The sequence below is a fragment of the Cellulomonas sp. Leaf395 genome, from assembly GCF_001424125.1.
GTDB lineage: Bacteria > Actinomycetota > Actinomycetes > Actinomycetales > Cellulomonadaceae > Cellulomonas.
On sequence record NZ_LMQI01000004.1, the window covers coordinates 392,549 to 410,794 of the forward strand.

Sequence of the window (18,246 nt, forward strand, 5' to 3'; positions counted from 1 at the left end):
GGTAGCACTGCGACGGCGAGTTCTCGATGGATGACGACACGACCGTCAGCCGCGGCGAACACTCCCTGAACGGCGACTGGTCGGCGCAGCTCGACCAACTGCAGGCGCGGCTGCTCGCTGCCGGCGAGGGCTGGCTGGTCTGGTGCGCCGCCCACGGGGTCGACCCGTTGGGATCTGACGTCGACGAGCTCGAGCGCGCCGCACTCGCGTTGCGCGATCGTGGTGGGAGCGCGCAGGAGGTGCTGGACCTGCTCGACCAGGTTGGTTCCACGACCGGGATGTGGCGTACGTCCGAGTGGCTACACCTGCGTCGAACGATCCTGACCCGAGCCGGTGCGCCACCGATGACCGTCCAGGAGTTCATCAAGGTGCCCGGCGGTGTGCTGCGGACCCACGGGCGCGCCTCGTGCGCCGGCCCCGAACCGTGCCCAATCCACCGACCCTCCGGCCATCCCCTGCGCATGGCGCCGATGGCGTGGCGCGCGGATGTCGGATTGCTCGAGCGGATCTGCCAGCACGGGGTGCACCACCCCGACACGGATGCCCTGGCCCACCTGCGTCGCAACGACGCCGACCTCGACGTCGCGGAGCTAGCACGGCACCACTGCGACGGATGCTGCCGGGAGGCGAAGTAGATGGCAAAGACACGCTCCGAGCCGGACACGATGGCAACCGACGGGGGCTCGCGCGCGCGCGACGGCTCCTGGGCTATCCGGCGCAGGTTCCTGGTCTGGTGGGCAGACGTCGGCATCGTCGCTGCCGTGTGCCTCGCCCAGCTCGCACGACTGTGGCAGACCGGTTCCGACTTCTTGACGGTCATCGCGCCCGGGCTGTGGCTAGCAGCGTTCGTCGTCCTCAAGGTCATGGGCCTCCTCGAGTTCCGCCGAGGGTGGTTCCGCGGGATCGCCGACGCGCGACGGATGAGTCCAGGAACCCAGGGAGGGGCATCGGGGATCGATCCTCGTGCGGCGGTGGCCGATGAAGCCTGCCCTCCCTGGCCGTGGGATGAATCCGTCAACCTTCACGACCACGGCATCCGGACGGGCGGTGCTGCCTCGTGACTGGCGAGGTACGGGCCGACGTCCGGTGGGCAGCGGCTCTCGGGCGATGGGAGATCACGGCCCGACCGCTGCCCGCTCCGGTGGGCGCGGAACGTTTCGGTGAGTGCCTTCCTGCGGTGTCCGAGGCACTCGCGATGGACGGCGGGGAGGTCGTCCTCCATGTCGATGGCGTCGCCGTTCGCGGTGAACCACCCGAGCATGACCGGCACGGTTACATGCAGCGTCCTGACAACGCCGCGGTGACCTCGGACCTGACGGACGGGCGTGTCCTGGATCAGGACGAGTTCTGGGTCGACGTCGCGGGGCTGGTTCACCCGATTGGAACGATGACCACGCCGCACCTGGCGAACGTGCTCCTCTTCCTCGAGCGCACAGCCCAGCAGTGGCTGATCGAGTGGTACGTGGACCACGAGATCGCAGACGATCCCCTGCCGACCTCGCTGCTCGTCATCGCCCGTGCGCCCCGCGCCGAGGCCACCGCACTTGTGCGATCCCTGCCCGTCGTCCTCGCGATCGAGAACGAGCTCGCGCATCGACTGGGAGCCCCCACAACGGCTCCGGCGCCCATCGTGTGGTTCGGCGCACGCTTCACGTCCAAGTCGGCGTCCGAACATGCATGGTCGGCTCACCACGACGTCTCACCCGGTCCGAACCCCTCGCTGTTCAACCTTGCGTGGCACGTGAACAGCCGACCGGCGCCAGAGAGGGGCGTGCGTGACCGTCGAAGCGACCCCTAAGCGCAGAGCAGCGGCATCCCCGGACGCGGGGGTGAGGCGCATCGACGACGCCGAAAGAGTGCGGGCGAGCCGGACCTTAAGCCTCGTCGACGAGGGCATCCCGTGACTTGTCGCTACCGGCGTTCGCCCGCCGTGCCTCCCGCGGGCGCGGCCGGTCTCGTTCGGGGTCGGAAGCTTGTGATCTACCCCGCGCTCTTCATGATCCCGGGGGGAACCAAGCGTGACGTCCGCCGACTCCAGCAGCGGATCGCTCGCGCGGAGCGCGAGGGCTGGATCACGATCGCCAGCTTCGCAGCAAGCACGACCGAACCTGGCCCGCCGCCGTGCGGTGGTAGTCACAACCCCCGCTGCTGTGCGACCACAGACGGCTCGGATAGGGCGACAGGTGCACGTGCTCCATCGTCGCGGTTCTCCGCTGCAGCGAACTCCCCAGTGCACTTTGGCGCGGCGGGGGCCTTCTTTGCCGCCATCATCCGTCGCTCATGCGGCGACCGAGGCTCGAGCACGCGCCATCGGGACTGACCCGCTAGCTGGGTGGCCGGCAGATCAATCGCGAGGGCTTGGATGAACAAGTGGGCGCGGCTGAACAAGCCAGCTGACGGATCGGGCGACGTCGCCTGCACGCAGCCATTCGTGGCGTTCCGAGTAGGGATCAGTCGGTGAATCGCGCCACGCCACCATGACGTGTGTGGATGTCCATCTCACGGCCCGAGCCGGCCGCCACTCGTCAGAACCGTCCGACCACACCACCCGCACGATCACGGGCACGTCGCCCTGAGGGCGCAGCGGCGGATCCGCTGGAACCTCCCGGTTCGCCACGAAACGCGGATCCCGACCACCACTCATGGGAAGAGTATCGAACAAACTTTCGAAGACGTGGAGCCGCTAAGCCTTGGATCCCTACCAATGCGGGTGAGACACTGGCGTCCCCGATGATGGCCCGCGCGCGCCGCCAAGCGCGCTCAACATGAATGCTGAGTTTGGAGCGCACGCCCTCATTGCGCCGTGAGCGGCCCCCAGGTGCGCGTCCGCACCGCGAAGGATCTCCGCCGCGAACGCCGCCGGCGCCCGCACTCCTGCTGGGATCACCTGATCGCCGCGCCGCTGTGGCCACTGCACGGCGTCAACCTTGGCACCCTGCTGCGGACCTGCGATGCCGTCGGCGCGTGCCTCGCCGTTCCCCGGCTGCCCTGGGTGCCCGAAGCGCTCGGACGCGGCAACACCTTGCGCCATCCGGCCTGTGTGCACTGGACCGGCAACCCGACTCGCTGGCTCGAGCAGCAACGTGCGCGGAACTCAACCATCCTCGGCGTCGAACTCGCCGAGGAGTCGATCCGACTCGGCGACCTCCCAGCTGCACGTCAGCGCACCGTCATGGTCCTTGGGCACGAGCAGACCGGCATCCCACCCGAAGCACTCGACCTGCTCGACCTGGCGGTCGAGATCCCCATGATCGGGACCGGCGCAAGCTTGAACGTCGCGGTCGCGGGTTCGCTGGTGTTGTACCGCTTGGCCGGGTTGCTCTAGGCGTGAGCAGGTTGCACCGACGTGCGCCTCGCTTCGCCAACGCGCAGCAGCACGGCGGTAGATCGCCTGCGGAGACCAGGCGTCCACGTCCGTCGACGCTGAGCGCCGGGCCGTAGTGGGCAGCGTCCCCGTCACGGTTCTCCAGGACTGCGGCGTGCGTGTGCCTCCACGCGCCGTGTCAGGCACAGCCTCCGAGGCTCGGTCAAAGGTCGCTGCGCAGGTTAGTCATCTCGGTGATCTCGGCGTTCTGCGCGTCGATGATCGTGCGGGCCAAGGCCCGCGCCTCCGCGTTCTCGCCGTCCGCGAGCTCCTGTTCGGACATCTCGATCGCGCCCTTGTGGTGGGCGATCATGAGCTCCAGGAAACGCTGGTCAAACTCCGTGCCCGACAGCGACTCGAGCTCAGCCATCGCGCCCTCTTGGTCCATTCCGTCCATCTCCATGCCACCGTGGTCCATGCCGCCCATCGCACCCTGCGCCGACTCGCCCCAGGTCTGAAGCCACTCCGTCATCTGGTCGATCTCAGGCTGCTGGGCGGCGGAGATCTGTTCGCCGAATGCCTTGACCTCGGGGTGGGTGCCCTGGCTGACGGCGAGGTCGGCCATCTCGATTGCCCCCTGGTGGTGGACGATCATCATCTGCGCGAACTCGGTGTCGGCCGCGTTGTGCGTTGCCACCTCTGCGTCGGCAGACGCGGTCGAGTCACCGGCGGCTGCCGAGGCGTCGTCGGTCGACGGGTCGCCCGAGCAGGCCGCCAGTGCCAGAGCGAGCGTTGTGGCGGCTGCTGCGGCGGCCAGACGTCGGCGAAGCGTGGTCATGGTTCAACTCCTGTAGATGTCGGTGATCGGACGGGGCGATTCCCACGGGTGCGCAGATGGTGACGCGCGTGAGGTTCCGGGACGGCGTCGTACAGCGGTAGCAGGACATGCCGTCAACTTGGCGGACTGGCGGGGTGGGTGGTGGCTGTGGCTGCTCACACAGGGGGCCGATCAACCTGCGGTCTGCACGGTGGAGTGCCGCGCGGTGAGGGTGCGTTCGAGCTTGCGTCGGGGCAGCCGTCCGGCGGAGAAATACTCACCGTCGACCAGGACGAGAGGCGCCTGAGGTGGGCGGTGCCGTGCGACAAGATCCCGCCCGACCTCGGACTGCGCGTCCACCACCTCGACGCTGATCGGATGGTCCTTGGCGAGCTCGGCGAGGACGGCGTCGGCGTCCTCACACAGGTCACACGGCGACGTCTCGACGACTGTGATCCGCACGTGCGGCCGTGCCGACCCCGACACCGGAAAGCGTTGGCCTTGACTCACCCCGTCAGCCTCAACCCTCGGCCTCGCATGACCGCTCGCGGTTCGATCAAGGTTTGATGAAGGCGTCCTGCCGACCCACCGACGTCACGGAGGATGGAGGCTATGACACCCACGGCACCGCAGGTCGAGGCACTCCGGGCCGTCGTGGTGGACGACGAGGTCGCCCTGGCGCGGCTGGTTGCCGGCTACCTGGAGCGCGACGGTTTCGCGGTCTCGTTGTGCCATGACGGTTCGAGCGCTGTCGAGCTGCTCCGGGAGGTCGATCCCGACGTCGTGATCCTCGATCTCGGCCTCCCGGGCATCGACGGCGTCGAGGTGTGCCGTCAGCTGCGCACCTTCTCCGACTGCTACGTCGTGATGCTGACCGCGCGTGCGGAGGAGGTCGACACGCTGATCGGTCTCTCGGTCGGCGCCGACGACTACATCACCAAGCCGTTCAGTCCGCGAGAGCTCATGGCGCGGGTCGGCGTTCTGATGCGGCGTCCCCGGCGAGCACCGTCACACGCATCGCCGCCGGCCTCGCCCGCCCTGGAGGTTGGCGCGCTCACGGTCGACGTCGAGGCCCGAGAGACGCACGTCGGCGGACGCCGAATCGACCTGACGCGCACCGAGTTCGACATCCTCGCTGCCCTAGCCTCCCGTCCCGGCTCGGTGCTGTCTCGGCGCGCACTCATCGACGCCGTGTGGGGACCTGGGTGGGTCGGCGATGACCACCTGGTCGACGTGCATGTCCTGCACGTGCGGCAGAAGCTCGGTGACACCGCCCGCGAGCAGAGATATGTCCGGACGGTCCGCGGCATCGGCTACCGGATCGGCACGGGCACGTGACGAGACCGAGGCGGCAGCTCGGTCTGGCGTCGCGGCTGCTCGTCGCCATCGGCATCGTGCTGGCCACGGCCGCTGCGACTGCGGGGGCGGTGGTTGCCGTCGTTGGCCCGGCCGTCTTCCACGATCATCTTCATCGAGCCGGCGTGGCCGACCACGAGCTGGCCGACCTGCATGTGGAGGAGGCCTTCCGGTCGTCGTCCGCCGTGGCGTTCGCACTGGCCCTCGTTGCAGCGGCCATCGCGTCCGCCGTCGTGAGCATCGTGCTGACGCGGCGAATCGGCGGATCGTTGTCCGCGGTCTCCACTGCCGCGACGTCGCTCGGTGACGGCCACTACGACGTCCGAGTCCCCGCTCCTGGCCTCGGAGCGGAGTTCGACCAGCTGGCCGAGTCGTTCAACCGGCTCGCTGACCGCCTCGAGGACGCGCAACGCCTGCGGGGAAGGCTGCTCGCGGATCTGGCCCATGAGGTCCGAACGCCCGTCGCGACGATCACCGGTTACCTCGAGGCCATCGAGGATGGGGTTCAGCCCCTCGACGCGACGACCACCGCAGTCCTGCGCGAACAGGGTGACCGGCTCACACGGCTGGCGCACGACTTAGCGGCCTTGACCCACGCCGAGGCGGGCGATGTCGTGCTCGACACCGCACCCGTGCCCCCTGGTGAGATCGTCGAGGCCGCGCTGCACGCCGCGCGCGAACGCGCCGCAGCCAGGGGCGTAGATCTCACCGGCTCGGCGGCGCCAGGGCTTCCCGAGGTGCTTGCCGACCGTCATCGCATCGCGCAGGTGCTGGACAACCTGTTGACCAACGCCCTGCGGCACACCCCAACCGGTGGTGCGGTCCTCGTCCGTGCAACGCGAGCCGACCGGCAGCAGGTCAGCCTCGTCGTCTCGGACACAGGCGAGGGCATCGGTGCAGAGGACCTCGCCCACGTCTTCGACCGGTTCTACCGTGCGGGAACGGCCCGCGACCGAGCGAGCGGAGGCTCCGGGATCGGGCTCGCCATCAGCAAGGCGCTCGTCGAAGCGCACGGAGGAACCATCTCAGCATCCAGCGCCGGACCGGGCCAAGGCGCCACGTTCACCGTGACCCTGCCGACCGCGTGACACTCGCATCTGTGGCGGCTAGGAGACGACGAGTGCCGGGGGCCAGCGCCGAGCGGGCATCGCGAGCAGACGCGAGATCGACGTAGAACAGGGCTGGGGTGCGACCCCTTCATCGAATCTTCATCGTCCGAGGGACTACACGACGACTCACCGGCGTTAGCGTGGATATACCCCCTAGGGGTATCCCGCCGTAGAGTTGCACCAGGGTCCGATGGACGGCTCCGACGGGTAACCGAACCGGGTGACCGAAGGGATCTGGCCATGTCCAATCAGACGACAGTCCTCGAGGTGGGTGGACTTCACTGGGCGACGTCCGCGCCAGTGGTCGAGCGGGCGCTGGAGCGGCGACCCGGAGTGCTGGCGGTCGACGCGAACGCCGCCGCCCAAACCGCCACGGTGACGTTCGACGACGACCTGACATCTGTCGCGCAGCTCGCTGGCTGGGTCCGCGACTGCGGGTACCACTGCAACGGAGAGTCCGTCCCTGATCACATCTGCGAGCCGATGGGCCAAGCGTCCGACCTCGATGCGCCGCATGCGCACGCCGGACACGGCGGGACGGCAGTGGCACACGATCAGCACGCCGAACACGTCACCGCCCCGGCCGCTGCTCCGTCACCTCACGATGCGATGGGACACGGCGGCCACCACGGCGACGGTTCCATCGCTGCGATGGCCAAAGACATGCGTAACAGGTTCCTCGTGGCCCTCGTGCTCTCGGTGCCGATCACCCTGTGGTCGCCGATCGGTCGCGAGATCATCGGCTTCACGGCACCCGCACCGTTCGGCCTGCGCGACGACGTCTTCGCCTTGATCCTCTCGCTGCCCGTCATTTTCTACTCGGCCTGGATCTTCTTCGATGGCGCCTACCGTGCCCTGCGCGCCAGGACCCTCGACATGATGGTCCTGGTCGCCGTCGGGGTCGGAACCGGATGGCTCTACAGCCTGGCCGTGACGCTCTCCGGCGGCGGTGAGGTCTTCTACGAAGCAGCGAGCGTCCTGGCGACCTTCGTCTTGCTCGGCCACTGGGTCGAGATGCGCGCACGTGGTGGAGCAAACGACGCGGTCCGCACGCTGCTCGAGCTCGCGCCGGCGACCGCCGTGGTGCTGCGCGACGGAGTCGAGGTCGAGTTGCCGACCTCGGACGTGCACGTCGGGGACCTGGTCCTCGTGCGCCCCGGCGCCAAGATCCCTGTCGACGCGGTGGTGGAGTCCGGCGAGTCCGAGGTGGACGAGTCGATGGTGACCGGTGAGAGCCTGCCGGTGGCCAAGGCCGCCGGTGACGAGCTCATCGGCGCCTCGATCAATACCACCGGGACCTTGCGGGCCCGCGCGACCAAGGTTGGCGCCGACACGGCGTTGGCCCAGGTCGTGGCCCTAGTCCAGCAGGCGCAGAACTCCAAGGCTCCGGGCCAGCGCCTCGCGGACCGAGCCGCGTCGTGGCTCGTCCTCGTCGCACTCGCCGGCGGCGCCCTGACGTTCACGGTTTGGATCCTTGCGGGTGCCAGCGTGCCCACGGCGATGCTCTTCGCGATCACCGTTGTCGTGATCACCTGCCCGGACGCGTTGGGGCTTGCCACGCCGACGGCGATCATGGTGGGCACTGGGCTTGGCGCGAAGCGGGGCATCTTGTTCAAGAGCGCCTCCGCGCTCGAGAGCGCGGCGAGCATCGACACGGTGGTACTCGACAAGACCGGCACGCTCACCGCCGGCCAGCCACAGGTGACTGACGTTGTGGTCGGCGGCATCGACCGCACGGACCTGATGACCGCCGTGCGAGCGATCGAACGCGAGTCCGAGCACCCCCTGGCGAAGGCCATCTCGGCGTACGCGGCCGCGCAGGGCGCCGTTGAGGCATCGGCGTCCGACTTCCGCAACGTGCCCGGTCATGGCGCCACCGCCCTGGTCGGCGGGAAGCGGATCCTGGTGGGCAACCGCCGGCTCATGACCTCCGAAGACGTCTCGCTCGGGACACTGGACGCCGCGCGTGCCCGGCTGGCCGCCGGTGGGCGCACAGCCGTGCTGGTCGCGGTGGACGGTCGAGCCGTCGCGGTCTTCGCCCTCGCCGACGAGCCGCGCCCGACGGCGGCCGCCGCCGTCGCAGCGCTGCACGACTCCGGGGCGCAGGTGGTCATGCTCACGGGCGACAACGAAGACACAGCACGCCGCATCGCGGACCAGCTCGGCATCGACACCGTGATCGCGGAGGTGCTGCCCGGCGACAAGGCAGCGAAGATCTCCGAGCTGCAGAGTGCGGGTCGACGCGTGGCCATGGTCGGTGACGGCGTCAACGATGCTCCCGCACTCGCGACCGCCGACCTCGGCATCGCGATCGGTGCAGGTACGGACGTCGCCATCGAGACGGCCGACGTCGTCCTGATGCGTTCCGACCCGCTCGACGTTCCCATCGCCCTGCGTGTTGGCCGGGGGACAGTACGCAAGATGCGCCAGAACCTCGGGTGGGCGATCGGCTACAACGCCATCGCACTGCCGATCGCCGCCGGCGTGTTCTACCCCTCGCTCGGCCTGTCCCTGAGCCCGGAGATCGCCGCACTGGCCATGTCCGGCTCCTCGGTGATCGTCGCCGTCAACGCCCTGCTCCTGAAGCGCCTGCACCTACCGACACCGGTCGAGGCCACCACGTCTGTGCTGCCTGCATCACCGAGTGTCGAACCAACGGCCGCAACTCCGGCAGCACACAGCGACCGATGACTGTTCGCTTCCTCAAAAGTTGTCCAACCGTGCGGCGACCCGCCGCTACCCGGCGTCGACCAACCGGTCGGCGCCCCGAGCAAGAGAAGGAGTCGAGATGAGCACCACGACCTACGGCGTCACCGGAATGACCTGCGGACACTGCGTCGCGGCGGTCACCGAGGAAGTGGGCAAGGTCGCCGGCGTGAAGGACGTAACTGTCGAACTCGTCAACGGGGGCGAATCGAAGGTCACCGTGGCCAGCGACGGTGAGATCGATGTCGACGACGTCCGCGCCGCGGTCGACGAGGCCGGGTACGTCCTCACCGGCCCTTCCGCCTGATCGCTCGCCGGTCGGCTCGCCGGGTCAGCGGCGCGGTGCCCTCGCAGGCGCGACTGCGGCGCCCCTTCGAGACCATTCACGGCTCTCGCGCGGGCCACGTCCGGCGAGCCGACCGGCGGTGTGCCCCACGGGCACGGCCGACCCACAACGTCAGCGCCATCAGGTACCGCCAGGTCGAGATGGGCGCGACCACATGGCCGCCGCACGGCATTCATATGGGGACACACTCGCCCGCGCGCGGCGTGGACGTCTTGCTCGACCGTTCCAGCCATTCAGTGGTGCTCGTGCAGGTGCCCAGCCTTGTTCGGCGGCATCGCTGTCGAACTGCCCGGCCGCAAGGCGTCCAGAACGAGAGCGGTCACCGTCCGGGGCGCGTCGGGTGACGTCATGTGGGATGCCGCGCCCAGGGCGTGCGCACAGTAGGTGGCGAGGTCGTCGACGTTGATGTCACCGCGCACCTGGCCATGACGAACCCCGTCGGCGAGAAGGTCCCGCAGGAGCAAATGGAGCTCGCGCTGGGCGCCCTCCATATGCTCGCCCGTGTGCAGCGTGGCCGCTGACTCCCCGATGTCATGCGCTGACGACAGGCCGGCGTACGCCTCCAGCACGTCTCGCACCGCGCGGTCTGTGCCCCCAGCACCTGCACGCACCTCGAGCAGCTGGTCGAGGTGCGTTCGAACCTGGCGCTCATGCCAGGCGAGCACGATCTGGCGACTGTCCGAGAAGTACCGGTAGAGCGCGGCCCGCCCAATCCCAGCGCGCTCTGCTACCGCGGACATCGTCAAGCCGGTCATGCCCGTCTCTTCAAGAATCGCACCGGAGGCGTCGAGCACGGAGTCGCGCACCGCTTGGCGGTGGGCGTCGATGGAGTCTCGCCAGAGCGCAGGCATTGCTGCACAGTACCAACAACGTGACACTGCGTCGCCTCTGTGACACTGTGTATCGCAAACAGCGATCGAGGAGACACACCATGGACGTCACGCCCGACCCGGCAACCCCCACCGACTCTGCTGGTGTGCGCCAGCGTCCCCCGACGCCCACGTGGGTCAAGATCCTCGCCGTGGTCGGCGTAGTTGCACTCGTGCTTGTCATCGCCGCCTTGTTGTCCGGCGGCGAGCACGGACCGCAGCGCCATAGCTCGCAAGGTGTGCAGCCCGCGCCGGCGGTGGCGGTTGGTGCATGGCGGTGACCATGTCGCCGGGCGTGCGCAAGGCAGCGCTATGCCTGCACATCAGCTGCTCGGTCGGCTGGACCGGCGCAGTGCTGACGTTTCTGGGCCTGTCTCTGGTAGCCCTCACCACACCGGACGAGACGACGGCGCGTGCGATGTACGTGGCGATGGACGCTTTGGCGTGGACGGTGCTGGTGCCGCTGGCCGTGGCCTCCCTGGTCACCGGCGTCGTGCAGTCCTTGGGGACGGTGTGGGGACTGACCCGCCACTACTGGGTGGTCACCAAGCTCGCGATCACGGTGGCCGCCACCGTCGTACTGGTCCTGTACACGCAGACGCTTGCCGGGCTGGCCGACGTCGCGGCGGCCGCCTCCGGCCAGGACGCAGACCTGCTGCGCTCGCCGTCTCCGCTGTTGCACGTCGTCCTCGCCCTGCTCATGCTGCTGGGCGCCACGGTGCTGTCCGTGTTCAAACCCAGGGGCCTGACCGCGCGGGGATGGCGGCTGCAGCAGCGCGCGCGCTCCGCCTGAGCTCCTCCGGTCGAGCTCCTAGGCGGGGCCGGCTACCTCGGGCGCCGCGCGCACAGGGTCCCGTCGACTGCCAAGAGGGAAGGCAAGTTCATCACGCGACCGTGGTTCTGGATGGGATGGTGACCGTCTGGGTGAGGCGTCACTCGGTGAACGTGATGCCACTGTCCGTGGATCGCAGGATGGCCGACTCGATGACGACGAGGATCTCGAGCTCACCGTTCGGCTGTGCGCGCGCGGTGACAGCCTGGGGCGCGTGGCCGACGGTTCCCCGTTGATCCCAGGTCGCGCCGCCGTCGGTACTGAGAAAGACACTCCCGTCGGGTGCGACTCCGACCACCGACCGGTCGTCGGAGAAGAACGCGAGCTGCAGCAGCGGCGCTTGCGGGTCAACGCTCCACGTGGCGCCGCCGTCAGGGGAGAGTGCAGGCCCGGCCTGGCTCGTGGCGAGCAGTGTCGACCCGTCAGGTGAAACAGCCAGGGCGAACGTGTCGACCGGTGGTTCCAGAGTGGTCCAGCTCTGCCCGTCGGCGGTGCTCAGAACCGCCGTTCCGTCGTAGCCGACCACTCCCGCTTGGGATGCGGTCAGCGTGTGGAAGTCGCTCTGCCCTTCGCGCGAGAGGGTCGACCATGTCTGGCCGGCGTCGGTGGACTCAATCAGTCCGACAGGGTTCGCCATCTTCACCCCAGGCCCGGGGTGGCCCGAGGAGTAGAAGTGGTTTGGTCCCGCTGCGGTGAAGCCCATCAAATCGATCACCGGGCCGACGCGCACGGGTCCGCTTTGGTCGTAGCGGAACAGGCCGTCGTGGGTAGCGAGGTACACCTTGTCGTCGGCGGCGTTGAAGGCGACGCCGTGCACATGCTCGCTGGGAAGCCCCTGCCCGGGCGCAGCCCCCGCGGTGCCGTGGTCCCGGGAGCTGTCGGTGTTTGCGGGCGCCGAGCAGCCGGCCAGAACCAGCGCCAGCAGCGCGACGCATGAAGCGGCGCGGCGTGCGCGGTGAGGTGCAAGGGTGAGGGGCATCGCAGTTGTCCGAACGGGGGCTAGGACGGGGTCCGGTTGGACCTGTCGATGATGTGCGGATCGAACGACTCGGGAGTCGGCGCACGCCCCGGCCCGCCGTCGGTGAGCCAGTTCTCCAGTTCCTGCGTCAGCTCGTCGCCGGCGATCCTCTCGAGCCAGACCGGCCGTGCATCTCGCCTGCGACCTGATGCAGGTCGAACGACGAGGACGTCGCCGCGGTTGCACTCGTCAAGACACTCCGACAGCGTCAAGCGGGTCACCCCGCGTGCTTCGAGTCGTCGCAGGCGCCCGAGCTGGCCACCGCTGGCGGGATCGGTGTCACCGAGTGTCTCGCCCACACAGAGGGAGCACGCGGTCAAGCCCGGCTTCATGCCCAACCGGTTTCTCTAGTGTGCTGACGAGTCAACCGGCGTCAGCCGACCCGGATGAAGGTCGGGCTCGACTGCCAGATCTCTCGCACCTGGATCGTCTTGCCCGGACGCGGCGAGTCGATCTGAAGGTTGTCTCCGATGTAGATCGAGATGTGGCCCGGCGACCAGATCAGGTCCCCCGGCTGAGCGTCCGCCCGGGATACGACCGTGCCGGCGTTGCGCTGTGCCGAGGAGGTGCGCGGCAGGGAGATGCCTACCTGAGCAAAGACGTAGGACGTGAAGCCGGAGCAGTCGAAGCCGTCCGGCGTCGTGCCGCCTGCCACATAGGGAACTCCGACGTACCGCATACCGATCTCGACGATCGCATTGCCGTTTGCGCTTGCCGGGACCGCGATGGCGGGCGCGGGTGCCTCGGCCGGCGTTGCGACCGTCGAGTCAGCGGGCGCCGCGGTGGCCGCCCGTTCGCGCGACCGCGAAGCAGGGGCGGGAGCCGCCGGCGCGGGTGGCGGTGGGGGCGCGACCGCGGTGACGGCCGGCGCTTCGAAGGTCCAAGCCACGTCCGTAGGGACGACCACCTGGGACGCGAGTGCGGCACGTGCAGGCTCGGTCAGCGCAGCGGTGTCCACCGACCCGAAGGCCCATGCTGATTCGGTGCTCTGGGCCGCATGGCTTGGGGTCCCAGCCATGGAGACCACGAGTCCGGACGTGAGCACGGCCGCCGCCGAGCGACGACCGGCCGTCGCCATCCCTTCGGCCGACGCTGCGGCGATGTCATCAAGTGCGGTCAACGAGCGGCCGGTGGCGCGGTGGCGCGCGGCGGAGCGAGCGAGCATGAAGCCTCCCTGACGCCTTCGAGGTGAGCTGTCGGGTTCGGGAGAGAGTCGCCCGGCCAGACGTGCTGGCTTCACCCCAAGGACGCCGATTCGGCGTCCACGTTCTTGGTTCCCCCGTCCCTGCCATTTCTGTTGCGGGCCTGCAGTGGTGGCAGGGCTCGGCGCCCAGCTGCAGGTGTGTCGGCGGTCGCCGACCGCCTGATCCTAGGCAGCGCTCTGCTCGCACTGGGCCGTCGGCCGCAAGACTTCATCGAACCTTCATGGCTTTCAGCGATACGCATGCGGAGTGCTGACTGGTGCGCGCGAGACGTAACCTCGCCGGGTGGACCGGCACCAGATGCACCGCATCAACCTGTCTGGCGCTGACTTGATGCTGCTGCGCGCTGGACTCCGCGCGTACCTGCGGACGTTCGAAGCGCACGCAGCCGAGGACGACTACGACAGCCACAATCATGAGCAGGTGGCGGCCCTGCGAAAGACCGTAGGCGAGTTGATCTGGCGTCTCGAGGAAGCTGACGCGCCACCGGGAGCACGCATCGAGCACAGCGACGAAGCGATTGCACCGTCCAACGAGGACTGACCCGACGTCTCGCCATGCCGAAGCGATGGGTGGCCGTACCCAAGTGGCGCGCTGACCCTTCTTGAGACCGCGATCGTTTCCGGACGGTCGCCGTGATGTGCCACTCACGATCCGGCAGGCGATCGGCGGATACCCCCGGGGCGTATCGCCCTGACCCGTGCCACATGCCGGCATTCCCGCCGTGACGCAGGCCGCACGGCGTCGCCGCGCTGCGCTGCCGACGATGATCCGCCGACCGCTCCTGTGCGTCGGGAATACCCAGGGGGGGTATAGCCTTGGAGCAGGCAGATACCCACCGGGGGTATCCCAAGCATAGGAGCGACATGACGACGACCGAGTTCCAGGTGACCGGGATGACGTGCGCGCACTGCGAGATGTCGATCCGCGAGGAGGTCGGCCAGGTGCCGAACGTCACCGGCATCGAGGTCAGCGCGCACACCGGCAAGCTGGTCGTGACCAGTTCTGGCCAGGTCGTCGACGCGGCAGTTCTCGCAGCGGTCGACGAGGCCGGGTACTCGGCGGTGCGAGCCTGATGAACGCAGCTGGACGACTCTCCGCCTACGGGGCAGGGCTCGTGCTGGCCTTCGGCGGCGCGTTCGCGATCGCGACGGCAGTCGCGCCTGACGACGCGGCAGCAGACTGGCAGGCGTCGACCGCGCAGGAGCATGGTGAGGCGCCCGCGCGGGAGCACGGTGAGGTATCGACGTCCGCCGAGGGGCTTCGCGGACTGGGTCTGGCCCAGGACGGGTTCATGCTCTCGCCGGTGGAGGTGCCGGCGAGCGTGGAGGAGCAGGGCGAGCTGTCGTTCCGGGTCCTCGACGACGACGGCGACCCGGTGAGCACGTTCACCACCTCGCACGACAAGGAACTGCACCTGATCGTGGTCCGCTCGGACGGTACGCGGTACAAGCACGTGCACCCTGAGCTGGACCGCTCGAGCGGGACCTGGTCGTTGCCGTGGAGCTGGGATGCGGCCGGTGCCTACCGAGTGTTCGCCGACTTCGTGCCTGCCGACGAGGAGGACACCAACGTCACGCTGACCCGCACGGTCGAGGTCAGCGGACCGTTCACCGCGGCGACGTCGCACGAGGTCATGACCACCCACAGCGTGGACGGCTTCGATGCGACGATCACCGGTGACCTGGTCGCGGGATCGACGACCGAGCTGACGGTCTCCCTCGCTCGCGACGGCAAGCCCGTGACGACCCTGCAGCCCTACCTGGGGGCATTCGGCCACCTGGTCGCCCTGCGGGAGGGGGACCTGGGGTACCTGCACGTGCACGCCGAGGGCGACGAGCCGCAGCCCGGCGAGACAGCGGGCCCCTCGATCACCTTCGCGACCCAGGCGCCCACACCGGGCCGCTACCTGCTCTACCTGGACTTCCAGGTCGACGGGCAGGTCCACACCGCCCGGTTCGTCCTGGACGCGGCCGTCGGCGACGGCACGAGCGGCCAGATGACCGACATGGACTCCAGCGGGCACTGACCCACGGGTCGGCTCGCACGAGCTGGAAGGAACGTGCTGATGAGCACCACAGCGCCCCCGTCGACGGGGACGAGCGTCGAGCTGGAGATCGGCGGGATGACCTGCGCCTCCTGCGCGATGCGGATCGAGAAGAAGCTAAACAAGCTCGACGGGGTCGCGGCGACGGTCAACTACGCCACCGAGAAGGCCAAGGTCACCGTCCCCGAGGGGTACGACCCCGCGCAGCTGATCGCCGAGGTGGAGAAGACCGGGTACACGGCGGCGCTGCCCGCGCCGAAGAAGCCCGACACTGGCGCCGGCGTGGCCTCGGGTGAGGGCTCCGCCGAGGACCGCGAGCTCACGTCGCTGCGTCACCGCCTGGTTGGCGCCGTGACGCTTTCCGTGCCGGTCATCGCGATGGCGATGATCCCGGCGCTGCAGTTCACGTACTGGCAGTGGGCCTCGCTCGCGCTGGCCGCGCCGGTGATCGTGTGGGCGGCCTGGCCGTTCCACAAGGCGGCGTGGACCAACCTCAAGCACGGCACTGCCACGATGGACACGCTCATCTCGCTGGGCACTGGCGCGGCGTTCCTCTGGTCGCTGTACGCGCTGTTCCTCGGCACTGCCGGCACCCCGGGGATGAGGCACCCGTTCGAGTTCACCCTCGCCCCGTCCGACGGTGCCTCGAACATCTACCTCGAGGTCGCAGCCGGCGTCACGATGTTCATCCTCGCCGGCCGCTACTTCGAGAAGCGCTCCAAGCGTCAGGCCGGGGCGGCGCTCCGTGCGCTGCTCGAGCTGGGCGCCAAGGAGGTCTCGGTGCTGCGCGGCGGCATCGAGACGAAGATCCCGATCGAGGACCTGGCACCCGGCGACGAGTTCGTCGTGCGGCCGGGGCAGAAGATCGCGACCGACGGCGTCGTGGTCTCGGGCACCTCCGCAGTGGACGCGTCGATGCTGACCGGTGAGTCCGTGCCGGTCGAGGTCGCCGAGGGCGACACCGTCACCGGCGCGACGGTTAACGCCGGCGGCCGGCTGGTCGTGCGGGCCACCCGTGTCGGGTCGGACACCCAGCTGGCGCAGATGGCCAAGCTCGTCGAGGACGCCCAGACCGGCAAGGCTGAGGTCCAGCGCCTGGCCGACCGCATCTCCGGGGTGTTCGTGCCGATCGTCATCGCCATCTCCGTCGTCGCGCTCGGCGCCTGGCTGGGGGCCGGCTTCCCGGTCACCGCGGCCTTCACCGCAGCCGTCGCCGTGCTGGTGATCGCCTGCCCCTGCGCCCTGGGCCTGGCCACCCCGACCGCGCTGCTGGTCGGCACCGGCCGCGGGGCCCAGATGGGCATCCTCATCAAGGGCCCCGAGGTGCTGGAGTCGACGCGCAAGGTCGACACGATCGTGCTGGACAAGACCGGCACCGTCACCACCGGGAAGATGACCCTCGTCGATGTCGTCGTCGAGCCCGGCACCGACCGCGGCGAGCTGCTGCGTCTGGCCGGGGCCCTCGAGGACGCCTCCGAGCACCCGATCGCCCAGGCGATCGCCAAGGGCGCCACCCAGGAGATCGGCGCCCTGCCGACGCTCGAGGACTTCGCCAACGTCGAAGGCATGGGCGTGCAGGGCATCGTCGACGGGCACGCGGTCCTCGTGGGTCGCACCTCGCTGCTTGCCGAGTGGTCGCAGTACCTCAGCGACGACCTCGCGCAGGCCAAGACCCGCGCCGAGCACCAGGGCAAGACTGTCGTCGCGGTCGGCTGGGACGGCCGGGCCCGTGGCCTGCTCATGGTGGCCGACACCGTCAGGGCGACGAGCGCCGAGGCGATCGCCCAGCTCAAGGAGCTCGGCCTGACCCCCGTGCTGCTCACCGGTGACAACGAGGCGGTCGCCCGACAGATCGCCGCCGAGGTCGGCATCGAGCAGGTCATCGCCGAGGTCCTGCCCCAGGGCAAGGTCGACGTCGTAACCCGCCTGCAGTCGCAGGGCAAGGTCGTGGCGATGGTCGGCGACGGCGTCAACGACGCACCCGCCCTCGCCCAGGCCGACCTCGGCCTGGCCATGGGCACCGGCACCGACGTGGCAATCGAGGCCTCCGACATCACGCTCGTGCGCGGCGACCTGCGCAGCGCACCCGATGCGATCCGGCTCTCGCGCAGCACGCTCGGAACCATCAAGACGAACCTGTTCTGGGCGTTCGCCTACAACGTCGCGGCCATCCCCGTCGCGGCCCTGGGGATGCTCAACCCGATGCTTGCCGGCGCGGCAATGGCGTTCTCCAGCGTCTTCGTCGTCGGCAACAGCCTGCGCCTGCGCGGCTTTCGCAGCACCGCGAACTGAGCCACCCACCGACCGCAGTACCCACCCAGAAGGAGAAGTAACACCATGACGCACCAGATTGAGAACGCGACCGCCGACGCCAGCTGCTGCGGCCACTCCGCGTCCACGACGCCCGCCCCGGCGCAGGCGAGTAGCTGCCACAGCGGCACCTCGCAGCCCAACCTGCTCGCGCCCACTGGTGACGACGTCACGACTTGCCCGGTGATGGCGGGGAGCACCGTCGTCAAGGCCGTCGCCGAGGCCGCCGGCCTGTTCCGCGACTACCAGGGCGAGCGGTACTGGTTCTGCTGTGCTGGGTGCGGGCCGATGTTCGACGCCGACCCCGACAAGTACGTCACCGCGGCCTGA

Annotated in this window: 21 protein-coding genes and 1 riboswitch; of the genes, 15 read left to right on the plus strand and 6 right to left on the minus strand. The window is 69.1% G+C overall.

The genetic code is table 11. From position 1 onward, the window contains the following. Window positions 1–26: 26 nt before the first annotated feature. The 4 genes from ASG23_RS13315 (at window position 27) to ASG23_RS13330 (ending at window position 3,325) form a co-directional block, all read left to right on the plus strand. Window positions 27–635, plus strand: coding sequence for a hypothetical protein (locus ASG23_RS13315; protein WP_056025704.1), 609 nt, complete (start codon window positions 27–29; stop codon window positions 633–635). Beyond that, complete coding sequence (locus tag ASG23_RS13320) at window positions 636–1,061, plus strand: hypothetical protein (protein WP_056025707.1); 426 nt, start codon at window positions 636–638, stop codon at window positions 1,059–1,061. It abuts the gene before it with no gap. Window positions 1,062–1,177: 116 nt separating this feature from the next. Next, the gene (locus ASG23_RS13325; RefSeq protein WP_056025710.1) at window positions 1,178–1,798 is read left to right on the plus strand and encodes a hypothetical protein; all 621 of its coding nucleotides are present in this window, start codon (window positions 1,178–1,180) and stop codon (window positions 1,796–1,798) included. Window positions 1,799–2,803: 1,005 nt separating this feature from the next. Then, window positions 2,804–3,325, plus strand: a complete 522-nt coding sequence (locus tag ASG23_RS13330) for a TrmH family RNA methyltransferase (protein ID WP_056025713.1) — start codon at window positions 2,804–2,806, stop codon at window positions 3,323–3,325. Window positions 3,326–3,527: 202 nt separating this feature from the next. Here the strand turns inward: ASG23_RS13330 and ASG23_RS13335 are convergent, their stop codons facing one another. After that, window positions 3,528–4,142, minus strand: a complete 615-nt coding sequence (locus tag ASG23_RS13335; protein WP_056025715.1) for a DUF305 domain-containing protein — start codon at window positions 4,140–4,142, stop codon at window positions 3,528–3,530. A 171-nt stretch (window positions 4,143–4,313) separates the two neighbouring features. Further along, the gene (locus tag ASG23_RS13340; RefSeq protein WP_157465655.1) at window positions 4,314–4,583 is read right to left on the minus strand and encodes a glutaredoxin family protein; all 270 of its coding nucleotides are present in this window, start codon (window positions 4,581–4,583) and stop codon (window positions 4,314–4,316) included. A 150-nt stretch (window positions 4,584–4,733) separates the two neighbouring features. Here ASG23_RS13340 and ASG23_RS13345 point away from each other — a divergent pair, with 150 nt between their 5' ends. The 4 genes from ASG23_RS13345 to ASG23_RS13360 all read left to right on the plus strand — a co-directional run bounded on the left by ASG23_RS13345 (window position 4,734) and on the right by ASG23_RS13360 (window position 9,599). Beyond that, complete coding sequence (locus tag ASG23_RS13345; RefSeq protein WP_157465656.1) at window positions 4,734–5,459, plus strand: response regulator transcription factor; 726 nt, start codon at window positions 4,734–4,736, stop codon at window positions 5,457–5,459. Then, complete coding sequence (locus ASG23_RS13350; protein ID WP_056025721.1) at window positions 5,456–6,565, plus strand: sensor histidine kinase; 1,110 nt, start codon at window positions 5,456–5,458, stop codon at window positions 6,563–6,565. The genes ASG23_RS13345 and ASG23_RS13350 overlap by 4 nt, the downstream gene beginning before the upstream one ends. A 261-nt stretch (window positions 6,566–6,826) precedes the next feature. After that, on the plus strand, window positions 6,827–9,277 hold the full coding sequence (locus ASG23_RS13355) for a heavy metal translocating P-type ATPase (protein WP_056025723.1): 2,451 nt from the start codon (window positions 6,827–6,829) through the stop codon (window positions 9,275–9,277). A gap of 97 nt (window positions 9,278–9,374) precedes the next feature. Further along, the gene (locus ASG23_RS13360; RefSeq protein WP_056025725.1) at window positions 9,375–9,599 is read left to right on the plus strand and encodes a heavy-metal-associated domain-containing protein; all 225 of its coding nucleotides are present in this window, start codon (window positions 9,375–9,377) and stop codon (window positions 9,597–9,599) included. A gap of 272 nt (window positions 9,600–9,871) precedes the next feature. On the opposite strand, the gene ASG23_RS13365 is transcribed toward ASG23_RS13360, so the two are convergent. After that, on the minus strand, window positions 9,872–10,489 hold the full coding sequence (locus tag ASG23_RS13365; protein WP_056025727.1) for a TetR/AcrR family transcriptional regulator: 618 nt from the start codon (window positions 10,487–10,489) through the stop codon (window positions 9,872–9,874). 80 nt (window positions 10,490–10,569) lie between these two features. On the opposite strand from ASG23_RS13365, the gene ASG23_RS19940 reads away from it, so the two are divergent. Both ASG23_RS19940 and ASG23_RS13370 read left to right on the plus strand, forming a co-directional pair. Further along, window positions 10,570–10,788 carry a hypothetical protein gene (locus ASG23_RS19940; RefSeq protein ID WP_157465657.1) on the plus strand — a complete coding sequence of 73 codons (219 nt, stop codon included), beginning with the start codon at window positions 10,570–10,572 and terminating at the stop codon, window positions 10,786–10,788. Beyond that, window positions 10,779–11,300, plus strand: a complete 522-nt coding sequence (locus ASG23_RS13370; RefSeq protein ID WP_235521092.1) for a DUF2269 domain-containing protein — start codon at window positions 10,779–10,781, stop codon at window positions 11,298–11,300. The genes ASG23_RS19940 and ASG23_RS13370 overlap by 10 nt, the downstream gene beginning before the upstream one ends. A 139-nt stretch (window positions 11,301–11,439) precedes the next feature. On the opposite strand, the gene ASG23_RS13375 is transcribed toward ASG23_RS13370, so the two are convergent. The 3 genes from ASG23_RS13375 to ASG23_RS13385 all read right to left on the minus strand — a co-directional run bounded on the left by ASG23_RS13375 (window position 11,440) and on the right by ASG23_RS13385 (window position 13,246). Continuing rightward, on the minus strand, window positions 11,440–12,318 hold the full coding sequence (locus ASG23_RS13375; RefSeq protein WP_235521094.1) for a F510_1955 family glycosylhydrolase: 879 nt from the start codon (window positions 12,316–12,318) through the stop codon (window positions 11,440–11,442). Between the two features lie 20 nt (window positions 12,319–12,338). Continuing rightward, window positions 12,339–12,578, minus strand: coding sequence for a hypothetical protein (locus ASG23_RS13380; RefSeq protein WP_235521096.1), 240 nt, complete (start codon window positions 12,576–12,578; stop codon window positions 12,339–12,341). A 152-nt stretch (window positions 12,579–12,730) separates the two neighbouring features. Next, window positions 12,731–13,246, minus strand: coding sequence for a C40 family peptidase (locus ASG23_RS13385; protein ID WP_327019471.1), 516 nt, complete (start codon window positions 13,244–13,246; stop codon window positions 12,731–12,733). A gap of 274 nt (window positions 13,247–13,520) precedes the next feature. Further along, window positions 13,521–13,673, minus strand: a riboswitch (cyclic di-AMP (ydaO/yuaA leader). 171 nt (window positions 13,674–13,844) lie between these two features. Between ASG23_RS13385 and ASG23_RS13390 the strand changes: the two genes are divergently transcribed. From ASG23_RS13390 to ASG23_RS13410, 5 genes are all read left to right on the plus strand, one after another. Beyond that, a complete protein-coding gene (locus tag ASG23_RS13390) occupies window positions 13,845–14,102 on the plus strand; it encodes a hypothetical protein (RefSeq protein WP_056025733.1) in 258 nt (85 codons plus the stop codon). A 323-nt stretch (window positions 14,103–14,425) separates the two neighbouring features. Further along, a complete protein-coding gene (locus ASG23_RS13395; protein WP_056025735.1) occupies window positions 14,426–14,635 on the plus strand; it encodes a heavy-metal-associated domain-containing protein in 210 nt (69 codons plus the stop codon). Further along, window positions 14,635–15,588, plus strand: a complete 954-nt coding sequence (locus ASG23_RS13400) for a hypothetical protein (protein ID WP_056025737.1) — start codon at window positions 14,635–14,637, stop codon at window positions 15,586–15,588. Before ASG23_RS13395 ends, ASG23_RS13400 begins: the two co-directional genes overlap by 1 nt. A 39-nt stretch (window positions 15,589–15,627) precedes the next feature. Continuing rightward, window positions 15,628–17,898: a heavy metal translocating P-type ATPase gene (locus ASG23_RS13405; RefSeq protein ID WP_056025739.1), complete on the plus strand. Its 2,271-nt coding sequence runs from the start codon at window positions 15,628–15,630 to the stop codon at window positions 17,896–17,898. A 45-nt stretch (window positions 17,899–17,943) separates the two neighbouring features. Further along, window positions 17,944–18,246: a YHS domain-containing protein gene (locus tag ASG23_RS13410; protein ID WP_056025741.1), complete on the plus strand. Its 303-nt coding sequence runs from the start codon at window positions 17,944–17,946 to the stop codon at window positions 18,244–18,246.

Bases quoted from the DNA above. Each gene is read 5' to 3' on its own strand.
- ASG23_RS13315 (WP_056025704.1), top strand. From the start codon at position 27: ATGGATGACGACACGACCGTCAGCCGCGGCGAACACTCCCTGAACGGC.
- ASG23_RS13320 (WP_056025707.1), top strand. From the start codon at position 636: ATGGCAAAGACACGCTCCGAGCCGGACACGATGGCAACCGACGGGGGC.
- ASG23_RS13335 (WP_056025715.1), bottom strand. From the start codon at position 4,142: ATGACCACGCTTCGCCGACGTCTGGCCGCCGCAGCAGCCGCCACAACG.
- ASG23_RS13345 (WP_157465656.1), top strand. From the start codon at position 4,734: ATGACACCCACGGCACCGCAGGTCGAGGCACTCCGGGCCGTCGTGGTG.
- ASG23_RS13355 (WP_056025723.1), top strand. From the start codon at position 6,827: ATGTCCAATCAGACGACAGTCCTCGAGGTGGGTGGACTTCACTGGGCG.
- ASG23_RS13360 (WP_056025725.1), top strand. From the start codon at position 9,375: ATGAGCACCACGACCTACGGCGTCACCGGAATGACCTGCGGACACTGC.
- ASG23_RS13365 (WP_056025727.1), bottom strand. From the start codon at position 10,489: ATGCCTGCGCTCTGGCGAGACTCCATCGACGCCCACCGCCAAGCGGTG.
- ASG23_RS19940 (WP_157465657.1), top strand. From the start codon at position 10,570: ATGGACGTCACGCCCGACCCGGCAACCCCCACCGACTCTGCTGGTGTG.
- ASG23_RS13370 (WP_235521092.1), top strand. From the start codon at position 10,779: ATGGCGGTGACCATGTCGCCGGGCGTGCGCAAGGCAGCGCTATGCCTG.
- ASG23_RS13375 (WP_235521094.1), bottom strand. From the start codon at position 12,318: ATGCCCCTCACCCTTGCACCTCACCGCGCACGCCGCGCCGCTTCATGC.
- ASG23_RS13395 (WP_056025735.1), top strand. From the start codon at position 14,426: ATGACGACGACCGAGTTCCAGGTGACCGGGATGACGTGCGCGCACTGC.
- ASG23_RS13400 (WP_056025737.1), top strand. From the start codon at position 14,635: ATGAACGCAGCTGGACGACTCTCCGCCTACGGGGCAGGGCTCGTGCTG.
- ASG23_RS13405 (WP_056025739.1), top strand. From the start codon at position 15,628: ATGAGCACCACAGCGCCCCCGTCGACGGGGACGAGCGTCGAGCTGGAG.
- ASG23_RS13410 (WP_056025741.1), top strand. From the start codon at position 17,944: ATGACGCACCAGATTGAGAACGCGACCGCCGACGCCAGCTGCTGCGGC.